The organism is Mucilaginibacter sp., from assembly GCF_039935595.1.
Taxonomy (GTDB): domain Bacteria; phylum Bacteroidota; class Bacteroidia; order Sphingobacteriales; family Sphingobacteriaceae; genus Mucilaginibacter.
The window spans coordinates 1-17,348 of sequence record NZ_JBDTJZ010000208.1; the positions used below are offsets into that span (position 1 = coordinate 1).

Below are 17,348 nucleotides of genomic sequence, written 5' to 3' on the forward strand. Positions count from 1 at the left end.
GGCGCCATCATGGAATAATAACCATTATTGCGATTTGCTAAAGGCCGAAGGCATTATGGTACAAACCCGTGCCGAAAATAATTTTATGCCTACGGCAGACGAGTTGCGCCCGCATATAAAAGGCGCGGCCCTGTTAGCTTTATGCTCGCCATTGAACCCGACGGGCACCATGTTTGGCAAAAAGGACCTGGAAGAAATTTGCGACCTGGTTATTGCTGAGAACAAAACCCGTAGTGCCGATGAAAAACCCTTGTATTTTTTATACGACCAGATATATTCGCAGTTAATTTTTGGCGATAACCAACACTACGACCCGGTTACCCTGCGCCCCGAATTAAAAGATTACGTGATATTTATCGACGGCGCGTCGAAGTGCTTTGCGGCTACAGGTGTGCGTGTGGGCTGGGGCTTTGGCCCTGCGGAGGTAATTAATAATATGAAGGCCATTGTGGGCCACATGGGTGCATGGTCGCCAAAGGCAGAGCAGGTGGCTATGGCTAAATATATTGTGGATGACGCGGCGGTAACTTCTTATCTGAATACTTTAAAATCACGTATTCAAGCCAGTTTAGATGCCTTGTATAAAGGCTTTAGTGAGATGGCGGCCCAGGGTTTTGCTGTTGAGGCTATTGCACCTATGGGGGCCATTTACCTTACTATAAAAATTGACTATACCGGCAAAACCACACCCGATGGTATGGTGTTAAAAAATGCCGCGGATATTAATTTTTACCTGATCAAGGAAGCCAAAATAGCTTTTGTGCCTTTTGCGGCCTTTGGTACCGGCGATGATGTAAACTGGTTCCGTGCGTCGGTAGGTGCGTGCTCGTTACAGGATATTGAGCAGGCTATGCCGCGGGTTAAAGCGGCATTGGCCAAATTGGTTTAAGCAAACAAAGCGAATCGAACAGTCCCTTCACCCTCCTGAAATCCGGAGGTTTTTTTGGTAAAATGGTTTACATAGGTTTACACAATTCGGAAAAATTTTTGTTAATTGTTTGATATTCAATTATTTAATAAAATAAGGCGTAAACCATAATTCGTCGGTTATTTGGGTGCTAAATTTCTTAAGAATAAATGAACAATGTAATTAGACTTACCTTTAGTTTATCTTTGTTGAAGCTAATCTAAAGGTAAGTCTGTTTGTAATGTCATTTCGAAAAAAATTAAGTAATCCTGTACAACTTATTGTTTATCTTTTTATAGATTTCTAATTGTACCTCGTTTGAAACGACAACACATTTTAATTATTTACAGGAAATTATACTCACTGATTTGCTGGTGGAGGAGATTTTCTCGGCCCTGGCCCTCTACCTTTTCCCATTTGGGCTTGCCTGTCCATTATATATTGAGCGTAAATCAATTTTTGGTCAATGTTTAATATAGCGTAAAGCTTACCGTTAACCTCGGACATTTCGCTTTTCATTTTATCGCCTATAAATTTGCCATTGCGAAAGGTGACCTTTTTCGCCAGGCTGTCCATTTCAAAGTTCCGGCTTTTTAAAATGTCTGCTACCTTAGTTTGTTGCTCGGGTGTCAGCTTCAGGTCGGCTTCTAACTTTGGTGGCAATTTAGCGGGGTGCGGCCGCATTGGCCTTTGTGCGTAAACGCTTACTCCCAGCGCTAGCATAAATGTAATTAAGGTGGTTTTTTTCATAATTGTTTGGTTTATTTTATACAATATAGGCATTTTACATAAAAGTTGATATCTAATGTAATTTAGGGGGAGGTATTGGGGTAAATGTTATGCAACCAACCTATTAGCATGTATAAAATTTCTTCTCTCGTTAGATGGCATTAAATGTAGGATTTATCCTTAAATACACCTGCCCCCCCAAATTGTGTATCACCATATAAAGTTTTAATGTAGATAACGAAATATTTAATGTTGCCTGTATTCCTCCAGTAAGGTACAGCTTTTTGAAGGTGAGTCTGTTTTTTATGGAAGCAAGCAGGTTGCCCCAATAAATTGTTATTTAACAAAAAACCCCTGCCAAAGGCAAGGGTTAAATTGTATATAATCAAATCAAAATTATTGTGCGCTTTGTTTTGCCTGATTTTTAAGTTGATCATTAGCTACAATGGCAATTTCAACGCGGCGGTTTTGCGAACGGCCATCAGCAGTAGTATTATCAGCTATGGGTTCTGTTTCGCCTTTACCTTCAGTGCTTAAACGTGACGGCGCTACGTTGTTTGATACAATAAATGATTTTACCGCCTCGGCACGTCTGACAGAAAGATCCATATTATGGCTGGCTGTACCGGTATTATCAGTATGGCCCACTATTAAAATATTGGTTTGCGGATTGTTTTGTAATGATGTAGCCAATCCTTCCAGGTTGGTACGTGCTGCGGCTTTCAAGTCGGACCTATCTGTATCAAACAAAATACCCGAGTCAAATTTCACCAAAATACCTTCGCCCTGGCGCACAACGGTTGCCCCCGGCACTGTTTGTTTAATTTCGGCGGCTTGCTTATCCATGCTGCGACCAATAAACGCACCTGCTGTACCGCCAACCGCGCCGCCTATTATAGCGCCAAGTGCAGTATTACCTGCGCTTTTACCTATCAATGCGCCTATTGTGCCCCCGGCACCGGCACCAATAGCGGCTCCCTTTTGTGTTTTGGTAAATGAGTTGCATCCGGTGCTTAAAACACCCGCTGTGGCTAAAGCTAAACTGTATGTAGCAATTTTAAGTTTAAAAGTTTTCATAATATTGTGTATGTTTTGCAAAGGTATTTGCAAATCAAATGCCAAAGCCCGGTAAATATTAAAATATAGGCGACATTACTTATTCCACCTATTATTTACCATAAATAGAAGTTTTTAAAGAAAATAGAAAGCAATATCAACCATATTTAATAATATCCAGTTTAACATGCCTTGTATTTAGTACAATATTTATTGCTTTATAATTCGTTTTAAATTGAGCAAACGCCACATTAGCTCGGCGCTTAGTAAGGCTGCCAAGGCAAACACGGCCGGCTTAACCATTCCGGCCGACGAAGAAAATGCACCACCCAATGCTATAAAATAAACAGATACCGGCAACAATAGCATTAGGCATATACCGGCAATATTTAAGGGAATCTTAAACGGACGGCTTATATCAGGCAGCTTAATACGCAGGCTAATAAGTGATAAATACTCCAACGATAAACCTGCCCCATAAACTATAACATCAATTACAATAAGGTCGGCAAACGTCCACAATATCATTAAACTAACTATTGCCGAACAGATCAATATGGATACATAAGGGGTTTGAAAACGGGAATGTAATATATTAATACGGCCGGGTAATAAGCCGTCTTCGGCCATTGCTTGCGGTACGCGCGATACCGACAGGAGCACTGCAGCATAAATACCCAAAGTACTGGCCATACCTCCTGCCGCAATTAAAGCCCCCAGCCAATACCCTCCAAATACGGCACCTACCGCCGGAAAACCATTTTGGGCCAATGCAGTTGCGCTAATACCTGATAGTATTGACACCCAAATTACCAGCAAATAAATAACCAATACCAACGCGAAAGCGGTAAATACCGATATAAGATAGGAACGAACCGGGTTTTCAACCTCTTCTACATACGTAGTAGTATTATCCCAACCCAGGCAGTTCCACATTATGGTATATAGCGCCATACCAAACGACGGAAATGAAACACCTTTTAACGAAGGTGAAGGGATATACAGGCCTCCGCCATGATGATACAACGCGATAGCAAATAAAATAATAAAAGGCGCAAGTACAGCACCTCCTAAAAACAACGATACGCGCCCTACCGGAACAATACCCAGCACATTTAATCCCGCCGACAACCAAATAATAGTTAAACAGATTGGTATTTTATAGGCGATAAGCTCGGGATAAAAAAAGGAGGCATATTGCACAAATAGAACCGGGTATATGGCAAGGTCAACAAAAGTGTATAGCCAGGTCCACCAACCCTCGTAAAACCCCCATTTGGTACCTAATGCAAACTTTACCCAGCGGTAATACCCACCGGTAACAGGCATTATACTATTAAGTTCTAAAACGGTGAGCATAGCGGGCACATCCCACAAAAGCGGCGTAATAAGTATTAACATTAGGGCCCCATGATGGCCGGCATAAACCAATAACTGCTCCAACCCGTATGGCCCGCCTGATACGGTGAAGAAAACAATAGCTATTAGCTGTATAGGGCGTATCTTTTTTAAATAGGCGGCTGATGGCATGGCCCATAAAAGTATTATTTATGCTTTAATTTTTTTAATGGATGTTAATATTTTACTTTTTAACCAGCTGTATCGCTGCAAATTGCCTGGTAATATTTTTTTCAATCGATTTGTTTAATTAAAAAAAATAAACAAATAGAAAATCAATTTAATCATTGGTTTACCGACATTTAAATTTATACAATAAAATTTTTATTAATCGTTGGGTTTTTATTCCAACTCTTTTGATTTTTCATTTTTTTAACTTTTGAGAAATTTTATAAAAAAACGCGATGTGTACTGAGTACACCAAGCACTAAGTTTATCCGGAAGAAATTTATTGGTTTTTTAAGCAATAGCGCCCAACCTTTTTCAACCCTATTCGTAAAAGGAGTTGACTGATAATTAACATGGTGCGTTTGTTTACTCATATCTTAAAAAAAAATAAAAACTCCCTGCTTTTGGCAGGGCTTCTATTTTGTTTTGGGGTACGCTGTTTTGCGCAAAGCCCCGCAACAATAAATGTTAGCGCTTGCGGTACCAGTACCGTCTTAACAGCTACAGGCATCCCTTCGGGATATTCAGGCCTGATATGGAACGACGGCTCAACCGGGTCGTCACTTACCGTTAATGCCTCCGGCGATTACTGGTGGCAGGTTACGGGTGCAAGTGTTGTAACCAATGGCAATTTTTCATCAGGCAATACCGGCTTTACCAGTCAATACACGTACCGCGCCGTAGGTGATGGTGGCTCAACCGGATGCTGTGGTGTGCTTAGCGCCGAAGGTGCCTATGCTGTAAACAGCAATCCGCGTAATACGCATAGCAGTTTTGGTTCCTTTTTTGATCATACCAGCGGCACCAACAGCGGGAGTATGCTTATTGTAAACGGCTCCGCAACCGCCAATGTAGTGGTGTGGAAACAAAATATTACCGTCATCGCAAATACTGATTATGTGTTTTCGGTATGGGTAACCTCGGCTAATGCAACTAACCCGGCCCAACTGCAATTCTCTATTAACAATAGCCCGTTAGGCAGTACCATTATCCCTTCCGCGGTGGTTGGAACCTGGCAATTTTTTACTACCACCTGGAACTCGGGTGCCACCAGCGGCAGCTTGCCAATAGCGCTGATAAATCAAAACATTGTATCCAATGGCAATGACTTTGCCATTGACGATATTGCTTTTGCCCCCGTATACCGCCAAAATATTCATGTAACATTAAACCCCATACCCGTGCTGGCATTAACAGCCACCTCTACAACATGCGGCGTGTATGACCTAACCACATCTATTGTTGGTTATGACCCTACTACCTACACCTATGTTTTTAAAGATTCCGGCGGCAATGTAATTACGCCGGTAAACGCCCAGGCCATTGTGCAAAGTGGGGTATACACCATTACCGAACAAAATATAATAACCGGCTGTACATCGTTACCCAAAACAACAACGGTAACCATTGAGCCAAACCCGCAAAAACCGGGAATAACATCATTATAATAATTAAAAATATTAAAAATAAATTTTAGCACCATGAAAAAAGTATACACCCTTTTTAGCACCATTTTTTTAGCGTTAATGGTTTTAACAACCACCCTAACCTATGCTCAGGTAACTTCGGGCCCCAGCGACATTGTTACGGCCCCGCCAGCAAACGCGTCTGATGTAGGTAAGGTATTGTGTTATGGACAAAACATTTCGTTAAACGGCCCTACAGAAACCCCAACTACCGATTATGCTGTTTACCACTGGTATAAAATTGATCCCAGCGGCAACAAGCAGCTTACCGCAATAACCGGCAAAACCTATACCGAAACTACAGGCGCCGCAGGTTATTATAACTACCAGGTAGTTACCGAAAATGCCAATGGTTGTACATCGCCAATATCTGATGTTTTTAAAATATATGTGCTTCCGCAATTAAGCGTAACCGTAACAACGCCTACAGCTTCTATGTGTGCCGAGGCTGCAAATGCCACTTTATTAACGGCCAATGTTACTCCTGCGTCAGGTTATAATATTGTTTACCAATGGACCAGGAACGGAACACCAATTGCAGGCGCAACAGCAAGCACGTATAACGTAACCGGCGAAACCACAGCGGCAACAGTAACCTTTGGCGTTAATGTAAGCTATGCGCTTAATACAAGTTGCGCGGCTACAGGCACAAAAGATATTGTTATAACACCGCTGCCAACCAAGCCAATGATAACAGCTAATTAAAAAACAGCACTAAAAACCGGCATGTGGGAAGGCATCTGTGTAAAATATTATTTGTATGCGGATTGTTGATAATAACAAGTTTGGCTTACTCGCAAACAACAGGCGGGTACCCAACTTTTACCATCAGCCAGGGGCAAACTATTGTATTACACGGAAGCTCGGCAAACGCCGCGGCCTACCAGTGGTACCGTAATGGGATACCTATTTCGGGCGCATTTTTAAAGGACTATAAAGCTTCATTAGCGGGGGTGTATACCGTGGTAGCTTTTGCCAGCGGAGGATGCGCATCATCGGTATCAGACGGGGTATTGGTTGTGGTAGATTCAACAACGCCGCCGGTTACCAAGCCCGATACGGTGGTAGACCTGATGGTAAGCATATATTCATCAAATATAAATGCCTTACCCGGCGATGCGTACAGCTACGTATTAACGGCCAATAATAACAGCCCTATACCCGGCACAAAGGTACATGTAACGTATACTATACCACCTAACCTGGTCTATGATACGCAAAATGCAAAAAATGGCAGCAACAATATAACTTATAATCCGGCTACACGTATACTGACCTGGACCCTTGATAGGGTGGCACCTAATACCCCTATTAATTTAACGGTGCCGGTAAAAGCTATAAAACCGGGTATTGTAGAAAGTAGTGTATCCATACTGGGTAAAGAAGTTGATCCTATTATGGCTAATAATGTGGCGGCTGCCGTACAGGAAGTGAACCCACTGGTAATACCCAACATATTTACGCCAAATGGCGATAATGTGAACGACACTTTTTTTATACCGGGGCTGGATACGTATTCAGAAAACGAGATAACCATTATTAACCGCTGGGGAAATAACGTGTATCAAAAGAAGAATTATCAAAACGACTGGGCGGGCGAGGGACTACCCGAAGGAACTTATTACTACCTGTTACGGGTGAAAAATAATAAGAATAACTGGGATGTATATAAAGGGTATTTAACCCTGGTTAGGGCTAAAGTGTTTTTTTAAACGATAGATGAGGATGATTAAAAGGTTAATTTTATTTGCAAGTATGGCGCTTTTGGTGGTTACCGCCCGGGCACAGCAGGACGCGCAATTTAGTCAATACGTGTTTAACGGCCTGTATATAAACCCTGCCTATGCTGGCTATAAAGGTGATTTTTATGTAAACAGCTTTTACCGCTCGCAATGGACGGGATTAAACGGCGCGCCGCAAACCATATCTATTGCAGGCGACGGTGCCGTAGCTGACGAGCATGTGGGCTTAGGCGTATTATTTCAAAACGACAGGCTTGGTGCCCAAAGTAACACCGCACTTTACGGCAACTATGCATACCGTTTGCAAATAGGCGAGCAGGAAAACTCACGCCTGGCTTTTGGCTTGGGCTTTGGCTTTGTACAAACTGGCATAAACGGTAATAAACTTGCACCGGTACAAGCAGGCGACAACTATGTGCCCACCGGCAACCAAAGTGTTTTATTGCCCGACGGGCGCTTAGGCGTTTTATATACGAATGATACCTTTTTTGCAGGTGCATCAGTTGATAACCTGCTGGCACAGTTTATTAAAACGTCAAACATCAATGCCACCCTTATACCAGCCCCAAAACCGCATGAATATGTAACCGTTGGCGCATTATTTGATTTGGCGGAGGATGTTAAGCTAAAGCCATCTGTTTTAATTAAAGATAGCCCGGGCGCGCCAACCAGCATGGACATAAACGCGTTTTTTTTACTGAACGAACGTATGTGGCTGGGTGGCACTTACCGTACAGCTATTGACGTGTATAATAAACCTAACCTGCCAAAAGGCATGGACAAATCAAGCGCATTTGTTGCTATGGCGGAGTTTTTTGTAAATGATGATTTTAGAGTGGGCTATGCCTTTGATTATGCCTTAAATAAACTGGGCGCATACGGTTATGGATCGCACGAAATATCTGTTAGCTTTAGGTTAAAAGCAAGCAAAACCGGCGACCCAACCCGTAAGTGCTACTTTTAATATCTTATAAATCATACTACCCATATTACTAATTAGTTAACTATTAATGATGTTAAAACATTCTTATAAGTTATGCGTACTATTAATAAAACAAATGTCATGGCCGACACCGTAAATATTAACGAAAAGGAAATCAGGGCAGGGTATTGGGAATGGGAGGTTGAAAAGGATAAAATAACTATTGATTCATCCTTACAAACCATGTTAGGCTATAACGCCGGCGATATAAATAATAACCTGCAAACATGGCGGCAATTGATAAAACCTGATTATATTGATGCCTTATGTCAAATATATAAGGATCATGTTGCCAGTAAGGGCACTAAACCCTTTGTGCTTGAATTAGGATTAACCAATAAAAATAGCACCACCACTTATATACTTGTTACGGGCAAAGTTATTAAATGGACGGAACACCACGAACCCGAAACCATGTGGGGCAGCTATATGGATGTTAGCCCTTTTAAAGATGCGGAAAAAGAATTGCAGCAGGTTAAGGATCTTTTAACAAAAACCAATCAAATTGCATCGGTTGGCGGATGGGAGCTTAACCTGGAAACCAACAAAGTTTTATGGACGCCGGTAACCAAAAGCATTTTTGAGATACCTGAAGATTTTGTTCCCAATCTGGACTCCTCAGACCAATTTTTTAAAACAGGTAAATATAGAGCAAAGATTAAAAGAGCCGTTGACCGCGCAATAACCAAGGGCATACCTTTTGATATTGAACTTAAAATAATAACCGCTAAAGGCAAAGAAAAATGGACACGCAGTGTTGGGCAGGCCGAATTTGTTGATGGCAAATGTACAAGGTTGTATGGCGTTTTCCAGGATATAAATCAGCGTAAATTACACGAAGAGGCGCTGCAGCAAAAAAATGAGCAATTGCAAAAGGCTGTATCTGAGAAGTTGGATTTTCTATCAATTATGAGCCATGAGATACGCACACCTATGAACGCTGTTATAGGGTTCACCAATTTGCTTTTGCAAAACCCGCGTGCCGACCAGGTAGAGTACCTGAATGTGCTAAAATACTCGGCAGAGAACCTGCTGGTGCTTATTAATGACATTCTTGATTACAATAAGATTAATGCCGGCAAAATTGAACTGGAAAATATAGCTTTTGATTTGCGGGAATTGTGCACGAATATAAAATCAGCCCAGCAACAGGAGGCTGATAAAAAGGATCTTATTTTAAATATAAATATTGACAGTAAAATACCCGCCTCAATTAAAGGCGACCCCATGAGGCTGGGCCAGATAATAACCAACTTAATAGCCAACGCCATTAAATTTACCCCGGCGGGTAAGGTTGATGTTAGTATAAAAGTGGTCAAACAAACCACCCATAACGTAACGCTATATTTTGAAGTAACCGACACGGGCATAGGGATACCCAAAGATAAGCTCGATTATATTTTTGAAAAATTTTCGCAGGCTACATCAGAAACTACCCGCAAATACGGTGGCACTGGTTTGGGGCTGGCTATAATAAAGCGTCTGCTCGAAATGGTTGGCAGTAAAATCAATGTAACAAGTGTACCTGGGCAGGGATCCTCGTTCTTCTTTAAGCTAAAGTTTAAAAAAAGCGCGGTAAAATTGCAGGAACTGGAACCAACTGATGTTCCAACAGGCAAAGAACTGACCGGCAAAAAAATATTGATTGTGGAAGACAATCCTATAAATGTGCTGGTTATCAAAAAATTTTTACAGCAATGGGGAATGGAGTTTGACGTGGCCCAAAACGGGTTAATAGCCGTTGAAAAAGCATCAAATAACTTTTTTGACCTGATATTAATGGACCTGCAAATGCCCGAAATGGATGGATTTGATGCTACCATTGCTATCAGGAAATTATCAGCCATGCATCAGCATTTGCCTATACTCGCTTTAACTGCATCCGTTGTTGCTGATATGAAGGAAAAAGTTTTGGAGGCTGGTATGAACGAATGCATTAACAAACCATTTAAACCGGCCGACCTTTATGCTACTTTACATCATTATTTAATAGGTAATGTTGTTGAAATGCACATATAATAACACAATATTATACAGCTATGTTATATTTTTGGCTATAGTTCAATATGTTTGCAGTATAATACTATAGTTTTGAAACACCGTATACTTATTGCTGACGACATTCACCCTGTGTTTATTGAACAGGCTGAAGCTATGGGATATAGCTGCGATTATCAGCCAACAATAAAAGCCGACGAAGCTTTACATATAATTGCCGACTATGAGGGCCTGGTTATCCGTTCTAAATTTAATGTGGATAAGCAGGTAATTGACGCAGGCATTAACCTGCGTTTTGTTTGCCGTGCAGGCGCAGGGATGGATAATATTGACGAGACTTACGCCAAACAAAAAAACATAGTGCTTATTAACGCTTCTGAAGGGAACAGGGATGCCGTTGGCGAGCAGGCCATTGGTTTACTATTGGCCCTGATGAACCATTTTAATACTGCCGATGCCGAAATAAGGGCTGGCAAATGGCTGCGCGAAGCTAACAGGGGCTATGAGTTAAAGGGCAAAACTGTGGGCATAATAGGCTATGGATTTATGGGCAAAAGTTTCGCCAAAAAACTATCGGGCTTTGAGGTTAATGTTATAGCTTATGATAAATATAAAACGGGTTTTTCTGACCAATACGCCCGTGAGGTAAGCATGGAAGAAATTGTAAAACATAGCGATGTACTGAGCTTACACATCCCCCTAACAGCCGAAACCAATGGCCTTGTTGATGACGAGTACCTGTACCATTTTAAAAAGCCTATATTTTTTATCAATACCTCGCGGGGCAAGGTAGCCAGTGTGCAGGCGGTATTAAATGCTATAAAAGCGGGTAAAATTTTAGGGGCAGGGCTTGATGTACTGGAAGTTGAAAAATTCCCGGCCCTGGCCCAGCAGCCTTGGTTTGATGAGCTGCGCCAATCGGGCAAAGTGATATTAACCCCCCATGTGGCCGGCTGGACATTTGACTCGTACCGTAAAGTAAGTGAAGTAATGGCTGATAAGCTTAGCTTATTAAAGATTGAAGAATAAAGATTAGTTGGGACATTACTAAACCCGACTGCAATCCAACTAATCTTCAATCTTTGTTCTTTAATCTTCAACTCCTTAATCTTTATCCACCAAAAAATTTGGATAATAAAATTTAAATAACTTATCTTCGTTTAATACAAAAGCAAGACTATGTAGGCTGTCGCCCGTATAGTCTTGTTTGTTTTATATAGTCATCGCGTCCTTCTTATACAGGAAGGGCGGTTTTTTTTTATATTAAGTTTAATAGTATAACATTTTTAATTATAGAGAGTTATGGCAGAAGTAGCATACTTTACCAAAGAGGGATTAGAAAAATTAAAACAAGAGTTACAGGAATTAAAAACCACCGGCCGCTCTAATATATCAAAGGCTATTGCCGAGGCGCGCGATAAGGGCGACCTATCTGAAAATGCCGAGTATGATGCCGCTAAAGAAGCACAGGGCCTGCACGAAGCCAAGATATCGCAAATGCAGGAAACACTGGCAAACGCCCGGTTATTGGACGAATCAAAACTGGATGTATCAAAGGTGCTGGCGCTATCCATCGTTAAAATAAAAAACCGCGGTAACGGTGCCACCATGACCTACCAGCTGGTAGCCGAAAGCGAGGCCGACATGAAAGCGGGCAAAATATCGGTAGCGTCGCCTATTGCTAAAGGCCTATTAGGGAAAAAAGTAGGCGAAATAGCCGAAATTACCGTACCAGCCGGCAAAATTGAATTTGAGATACTGGAAGTTAGTAGATAATTAGTGAATTAGCGATTTAGTGAATTATTGAATGGGGACTACCGGCTAACAAACGGAACAATCATTAATTCACTAAATTACTAATTATACAAATCACTAATTCAGTCATTCACTAAATCACTAATTAAAAATGGCAAGCATATTTTCAAAAATTGTAGCGGGAGATATACCTGCCTATAAAGTAGCTGAAAGCAATGATTTTTTAGCTTTTTTAGACATTGCGCCACTGGCCGAAGGGCATTTACTGGTTATCCCTAAAAAAGAGGTTGATAACCTGTTTGATCTGGATGATGAAACCTATACCGGGTTAATGATATTTGCAAAAATAATAGCGGTAGCCATGAAAAAGGCTATACCCTGCAACCGGATTGGAGTAACTGTTATTGGGTTAGAAGTGCCGCATGCGCATATCCATTTAATACCCATTAACGGTGTTAATGATATGAACTTTACCCGCCCCAAACTAAAGTTTACCTCCGAACAGTTTCAGGCTATTGCCGATAAAATTCGCGAACAATTATAAATTGTACCATCCTGTGTTTGCATAGGACGACTTAGGAATTATTTCAAATTACTACATTTATTAGCTTCGTACCAGTTTAACCATAGTTTTTTATCAGCTTCAAAAGTGGCCATATTAGGATAGCCTAGCTGATATTGTGCAATTTTATCCATAGATATTTTAGTGTATTTTCCTATAAACTCCAGCGCTTTTTTAAAGGTTTTTTCTTTGATGGTGTGTTCGCCTGCTGTTAATTGTTCGTTAGTATATTTTTTAATAGTGGCTATATGGTCAAAAAACTTCTTCTTAAATTTTAAATTTTCATTACAGGATGTTGAACTTCCGGTCATACTCTTTTTTGCCGAATTGCCATAGCCAACAACAACCACTTCATTTAAACTACTTTGATTCTCATCTAAAGCGATCTTCAGGTCCTTTTGATCACCAACTTTTATTTGTTTCGAATTATAGCCAACATAGTTTACCGCCAACAGATCTTTATTTGAAGGCAGGTCAATTTTAAAATTGCCTTGTATATCAGTTGCTACTGCGTTACCGGCACCGTCTACTTTTACCGTTGCGCCAATTAACGGGTTGCCCTTATCATCTAAAACGGTTCCGGTAACCTGGCGGTTGTTAATATTGTTATTTGTTGTTGAAATTCCGGCGGCCTTTCCAACCACCTTACTTTCGGCAACTACAGGGTTGATTTTTACTTCTCTTAATACCGGGCTGTAGTTAGCTATTAAGTTGTTTTTATTAATTGTATCTGTCACCAGGTTAAGCACCTTTTGCGGATCTCCATTTTTAATGCCTGTTTTAGCGGCCTGGTCACCATAATCGTCAATCAATTGTATTTTGTCTAAAATATCCGCCGGGAGGCTTCTAGTAGCTTGCGTTACATCTCCCCCAGCAAAATCTTTCCCGTTAACTCTTACTTTAGTTACGGCTTTGCCTTGAGAAGTAACACTGCCATCCGGTCCAACCTCAATCCCCTCCATTTTTTTCAACACCTCCTCAACTTTTGCATTGGCTCTGGTTTTATAATTGCTTGCTATATATTCTGTTGTATCGTCTGTGAATCTTGGCTCGGGGCCATATACCCCAGTTGTTCTGAGTTGGCCAGCCGTTTTATTAGGTTCCTCAACCATTACCTCCAACGCTTCTTGTGGTAGGGGATAAAATTTTTGTGCTTTATGAGTATGTGCAATATCACTTTGTTTAACTATTGTTTCTTTTTTTGCTGGCGGCGATTCCGCTAATTGTGGTTTTTTATCTATAGTTATCACATTAGCATATTGCTGCTTAACAGGCGCCGGTTTAAAAAACCAATAGCCCAACCCAAGCATTAACAATACCGATGCCGCTATTGGTAAAAACCGCCATAGTATAATGTTGCGCTGCTTTGCCGGTGCCGTGCGTTGAGCCAACCGCTCATTTAATTCTTCCAAATTGGCATGCTGGTCGGTACCCGCTTTTTCATATCCTTCCAGCGCGTCAGCCAAAAACGGATCGTCTTGTGCCTGCCGCTCCAGTTTATGCATAGCGCGGGCATCCAGTTTACCTTTAAGGTATTGGTCAATTTGCGATATGTCGGGTTTTTTAGCGCTCACGGGTTTTCTCCAGGCAAATTTTTAAATTTCGTTTTCCATTCTGGATATAGCTTTTCACTTCGTTCATGCTATACCCGGTATCATCAGCAATCTCTTTATAGCATTTCTCGTCTATATAAAATAACTGTATGCTTATTTTTTGCGCATCGGGCAGCTTTTCTTTACAACGCTCCAAAGCGGTTAAATCGTTTTCCTTATTATCAAGATGCAGATCCTCGCCAATTTCCATAAAATCATCCAAAGCTACCGACTGCATTTTTTTGCCTGATCGCAATTGCATCAGGCAATAATTGCGACTTAAAGTATATAACCAGCTTTTAAAGTTCTTTATTTCAAATTTATGGGCCTTAACAATTAATTCTTCAAATATCTGCATTACAGCATCCTTGCTTAGTTCCTCATCGCTTAAATATTTTAAGCAAACGCCATAAACCAGGTGCATATATTTTTCATACAAAGCACCCAATACCACCAGGTCGTCGGTTTGGTGGTATTGCTGCAATAGCTGTTCGTCGGCTATATCGGCTGTAGGTTTAGTGCTTTTGATGAACTTCATTAAGAGCAACAAAATAATTTTTTTTTATGGCTTATGGAAATTGGATAAATGCTGCATCAATACATAAAAAACTTAAAGATTATGAAAAAGACCTTATTATTTATGCTTATGCTGGTTATCTTGACAGGGTTCAGGGTAATGGCCAGCCGCACCATAAGCGGAACTGTTTATGATGAAAAAAAATATCCATTGATAGGTGTAACTATTTATATTGATGGTACAAGTAGCGGAACCACTACAGATAGTAGAGGGCATTATTCGATTGTGATACCTGAAGGAAAAATTAAGCTCGCATTTAGTTATATAGGTTTTAAACGTCAAATTGTAGAAGTTGGGAAAAATGATACGTTAAATATTGTACTAAAAAATGATGATGCTGCATTAAACGAAGTGGTTGTGATTGGTTATGGCACATCAAACTATAAATCTGCAACCAACGCAGATATACCTGAACTTTTGAAAAAAATGCAGGGAATCAATGTTGATGCAAAAGGTAACGTTACCATCAACAATCAATCGGTAAACAAGGCGAAAATAAACGGTAAAGATTTTGTTGGAGGAAATGTTGCGCAAGCTGTTCAAAATTTGCCTTCGGATATATTGGAAAGAATAGATGCCCGTTACCTTGCTTCAGTGCCTGTTAGTGATGAAAGCTACAACCAAATAATCGAGAATAAATTTGAGGACCCAACAACCACCCCGCTATCTACCTTCTCTGCTGATGTCGACGCGGCATCGTACAGTAATGTACGCCGTTTTATCAACGCCGGGCAACTGCCACCAAAAAACGCGGTACGTATTGAGGAGATGGTAAACTATTTTCAATATAACCTGCCTGAACCGACCAGTGGGGCACCGGTAGCCATTCACACAGAGTTGGCTACCGCCCCCTGGAATTCGCAGCACCAATTGGTGCGCATAGGCCTTAAAGCAAAAAATGTAAAGCTGGATAAACTGCCGGCATCAAATCTGGTGTTTTTGCTGGATGTATCCGGCTCCATGAATGAGCCTAATAAACTGCCTTTGGTAAAATCATCGCTTAAAATGTTGGTTGACCAGTTAAGACCTATTGACCATGTGGCTATAGTGGTTTATGCAGGTGCTGCGGGTTTAATATTGCCATCAACCCCCGGCGATGAGAAAGTTAAAATAAAAGACGCTATTGATAATTTAAGCGCGGGCGGATCAACAGCCGGTGGCGCAGGCATTACACTGGCCTATAAAATTGCCCGCGAAAACTTTATTAAGGAGGGGAATAACCGCATTATTTGGGCTACTGATGGAGACTTTAACGTAGGCGCATCAAGCGATAATGACATGGAGTCCCTGATTGAGGGGGAGCGCAAAAGTGGGGTAAGCATATCCATATTGGGCTTTGGTATGGGTAATTTAAAAGATAGCAAAATGGAGCGCATGGCTGATAAGGGACATGGCAACTATGCTTATATTGATAACATAACCGAGGCCACAAAATCAATGGTGTCTGAATTTGGCGGCACCTTATTTACCGTAGCTAAGGATGTGAAGATACAGGTAGAATTTAACCCCGCCAAAGTACAAGCCTACCGTTTATTAGGTTATGAGGACAGGTTATTAGCCAAAGAAGATTTTAATGACGATAGCAAACTGGGCGGCGATATGGGCGTGGGCCATACCGTTACAGCTTTATATGAAATTATTCCTGTGGGAGTAAAGGATAGCTTTACCACGAGTGTTGATCCGTTAAAATATCAAAAGCCCGTAGAAGCTAAAACTGAAAATAACTCATCAGACATTATGACGGTTAAATTCAGGTATAAAGATCCACAATCAGAAGTAAGCAAAATGGAACAGGTTACCGTAACAGGTAAAGCTATAGATGCCGACAAAACATCAGATGATTTTAAATTTGCGGCCGCCGTGGTTGAGTATGGTTTATTACTGCGCGACTCGCAGTTTAAACAAAACGCCCGGTTTGACCAGTTGATCAGCATAGCTAAAAGCGCGAAAGGCAAGGATGACGACGGCTACCGAGCCGAGTTTATCCGCCTGGCCGAAAGCACTAAAAATTTAATGAAAACTAATGTTATTGCTGATATAAAATAGTTTTATTTATACCCTCTTGTTATTTCGAGCATAGCGAGAAATCTATACACAGTCTACACCTGCTTATGTATAGATTTCTCGCTATGCTCGAAATGACATTTTTTAATTTTTAACCCTTCCCGAATACCTTATTTATACTTAAGCCGACATGCATAACAGCAATTTTAATTTATCTTTTACAAATAAACTGGTATATTCAGCCCGAATTTACGCCTAAAATAAAAAATGAAAATTTATAACACTAAAAAAGGGATCGTTATTGACAATAACGGTCAGTTATTCCTTTCTAAACAAGCGGGTTGGGATGCATTTATAAACCGTCAAAATCTGTTTGCTGTCGTTAGCCAGGAAATTGCGGGCTTGCAACCGG

The 17,348-nt window shown here is 40.9% G+C and carries 15 protein-coding genes; 10 read left to right on the plus strand and 5 right to left on the minus strand.

All coding sequences use genetic code 11. The annotated features are described in order from the left end of the window. Positions 1-889, plus strand: an 889-nt coding sequence (locus ABI367_RS14800; RefSeq protein ID WP_462229212.1) for a pyridoxal phosphate-dependent aminotransferase, incomplete at its 5' end; no start/stop codon positions are given. A 378-nt stretch (positions 890-1,267) separates the two neighbouring features. Here the strand turns inward: ABI367_RS14800 and ABI367_RS14805 are convergent. The 3 genes from ABI367_RS14805 to ABI367_RS14815 all read right to left on the minus strand — a co-directional run bounded on the left by ABI367_RS14805 (position 1,268) and on the right by ABI367_RS14815 (position 4,222). Then, positions 1,268-1,657 (minus strand): hypothetical protein, encoded by a 390-nt coding sequence (locus ABI367_RS14805; protein WP_462229214.1) that lies wholly within the window; start codon positions 1,655-1,657, stop codon positions 1,268-1,270. 375 nt (positions 1,658-2,032) lie between these two features. Next, positions 2,033-2,713: an OmpA family protein gene (locus ABI367_RS14810; protein ID WP_462229216.1), complete on the minus strand. Its 681-nt coding sequence runs from the start codon at positions 2,711-2,713 to the stop codon at positions 2,033-2,035. 189 nt (positions 2,714-2,902) lie between these two features. Beyond that, the gene (locus ABI367_RS14815; RefSeq protein WP_462229218.1) at positions 2,903-4,222 is read right to left on the minus strand and encodes an APC family permease; all 1,320 of its coding nucleotides are present in this window, start codon (positions 4,220-4,222) and stop codon (positions 2,903-2,905) included. A gap of 440 nt (positions 4,223-4,662) precedes the next feature. Between ABI367_RS14815 and ABI367_RS14820 the strand changes: the two genes are divergently transcribed. The 8 genes from ABI367_RS14820 (at position 4,663) to ABI367_RS14855 (ending at position 12,745) form a co-directional block, all read left to right on the plus strand. Beyond that, positions 4,663-5,706 (plus strand): hypothetical protein, encoded by a 1,044-nt coding sequence (locus ABI367_RS14820; RefSeq protein ID WP_462229220.1) that lies wholly within the window; start codon positions 4,663-4,665, stop codon positions 5,704-5,706. A gap of 33 nt (positions 5,707-5,739) precedes the next feature. After that, positions 5,740-6,429, plus strand: coding sequence for a hypothetical protein (locus ABI367_RS14825; protein ID WP_462229222.1), 690 nt, complete (start codon positions 5,740-5,742; stop codon positions 6,427-6,429). 80 nt (positions 6,430-6,509) lie between these two features. After that, entirely contained in the window at positions 6,510-7,436 is a 927-nt protein-coding gene (locus ABI367_RS14830) for a T9SS type B sorting domain-containing protein (protein ID WP_462258097.1), read from the plus strand. A 13-nt stretch (positions 7,437-7,449) separates the two neighbouring features. Continuing rightward, entirely contained in the window at positions 7,450-8,430 is a 981-nt protein-coding gene (locus ABI367_RS14835) for a PorP/SprF family type IX secretion system membrane protein (protein WP_462229226.1), read from the plus strand. A 99-nt stretch (positions 8,431-8,529) separates the two neighbouring features. Next, complete coding sequence (locus tag ABI367_RS14840; RefSeq protein ID WP_462229228.1) at positions 8,530-10,467, plus strand: ATP-binding protein; 1,938 nt, start codon at positions 8,530-8,532, stop codon at positions 10,465-10,467. A 72-nt stretch (positions 10,468-10,539) separates the two neighbouring features. Then, positions 10,540-11,475: a 2-hydroxyacid dehydrogenase gene (locus ABI367_RS14845; RefSeq protein WP_462229230.1), complete on the plus strand. Its 936-nt coding sequence runs from the start codon at positions 10,540-10,542 to the stop codon at positions 11,473-11,475. 273 nt (positions 11,476-11,748) lie between these two features. After that, complete coding sequence (gene greA / locus ABI367_RS14850) at positions 11,749-12,222, plus strand: transcription elongation factor GreA (protein ID WP_462229232.1); 474 nt, start codon at positions 11,749-11,751, stop codon at positions 12,220-12,222. Between the two features lie 130 nt (positions 12,223-12,352). Beyond that, positions 12,353-12,745, plus strand: a complete 393-nt coding sequence (locus ABI367_RS14855; protein WP_462229234.1) for an HIT family protein — start codon at positions 12,353-12,355, stop codon at positions 12,743-12,745. Between the two features lie 38 nt (positions 12,746-12,783). Here the strand turns inward: ABI367_RS14855 and ABI367_RS14860 are convergent, their stop codons facing one another. Beyond that, positions 12,784-14,337 carry a carboxypeptidase-like regulatory domain-containing protein gene (locus ABI367_RS14860; RefSeq protein WP_462229236.1) on the minus strand — a complete coding sequence of 518 codons (1,554 nt, stop codon included), beginning with the start codon at positions 14,335-14,337 and terminating at the stop codon, positions 12,784-12,786. Continuing rightward, a complete protein-coding gene (locus ABI367_RS14865) occupies positions 14,327-14,893 on the minus strand; it encodes an RNA polymerase sigma factor (RefSeq protein ID WP_462229238.1) in 567 nt (188 codons plus the stop codon). Before ABI367_RS14865 ends, ABI367_RS14860 begins: the two co-directional genes overlap by 11 nt. 81 nt (positions 14,894-14,974) lie before the next feature. Between ABI367_RS14865 and ABI367_RS14870 the strand changes: the two genes are divergently transcribed. After that, entirely contained in the window at positions 14,975-16,978 is a 2,004-nt protein-coding gene (locus ABI367_RS14870) for a vWA domain-containing protein (protein ID WP_462229240.1), read from the plus strand. Positions 16,979-17,348 lie beyond the last annotated feature (370 nt).

Coding starts and splice junctions, on each gene's coding strand:
- greA (WP_462229232.1), top strand. CDS start 11,749: ATGGCAGAAGTAGCATACTTTACCAAAGAGGGATTAGAAAAATTAAAA.
- ABI367_RS14855 (WP_462229234.1), top strand. CDS start 12,353: ATGGCAAGCATATTTTCAAAAATTGTAGCGGGAGATATACCTGCCTAT.
- ABI367_RS14805 (WP_462229214.1), bottom strand. CDS start 1,657: ATGAAAAAAACCACCTTAATTACATTTATGCTAGCGCTGGGAGTAAGC.
- ABI367_RS14825 (WP_462229222.1), top strand. CDS start 5,740: ATGAAAAAAGTATACACCCTTTTTAGCACCATTTTTTTAGCGTTAATG.
- ABI367_RS14815 (WP_462229218.1), bottom strand. CDS start 4,222: ATGCCATCAGCCGCCTATTTAAAAAAGATACGCCCTATACAGCTAATA.
- ABI367_RS14810 (WP_462229216.1), bottom strand. CDS start 2,713: ATGAAAACTTTTAAACTTAAAATTGCTACATACAGTTTAGCTTTAGCC.
- ABI367_RS14835 (WP_462229226.1), top strand. CDS start 7,450: ATGATTAAAAGGTTAATTTTATTTGCAAGTATGGCGCTTTTGGTGGTT.
- ABI367_RS14870 (WP_462229240.1), top strand. CDS start 14,975: ATGAAAAAGACCTTATTATTTATGCTTATGCTGGTTATCTTGACAGGG.
- ABI367_RS14840 (WP_462229228.1), top strand. CDS start 8,530: ATGGCCGACACCGTAAATATTAACGAAAAGGAAATCAGGGCAGGGTAT.
- ABI367_RS14865 (WP_462229238.1), bottom strand. CDS start 14,893: ATGAAGTTCATCAAAAGCACTAAACCTACAGCCGATATAGCCGACGAA.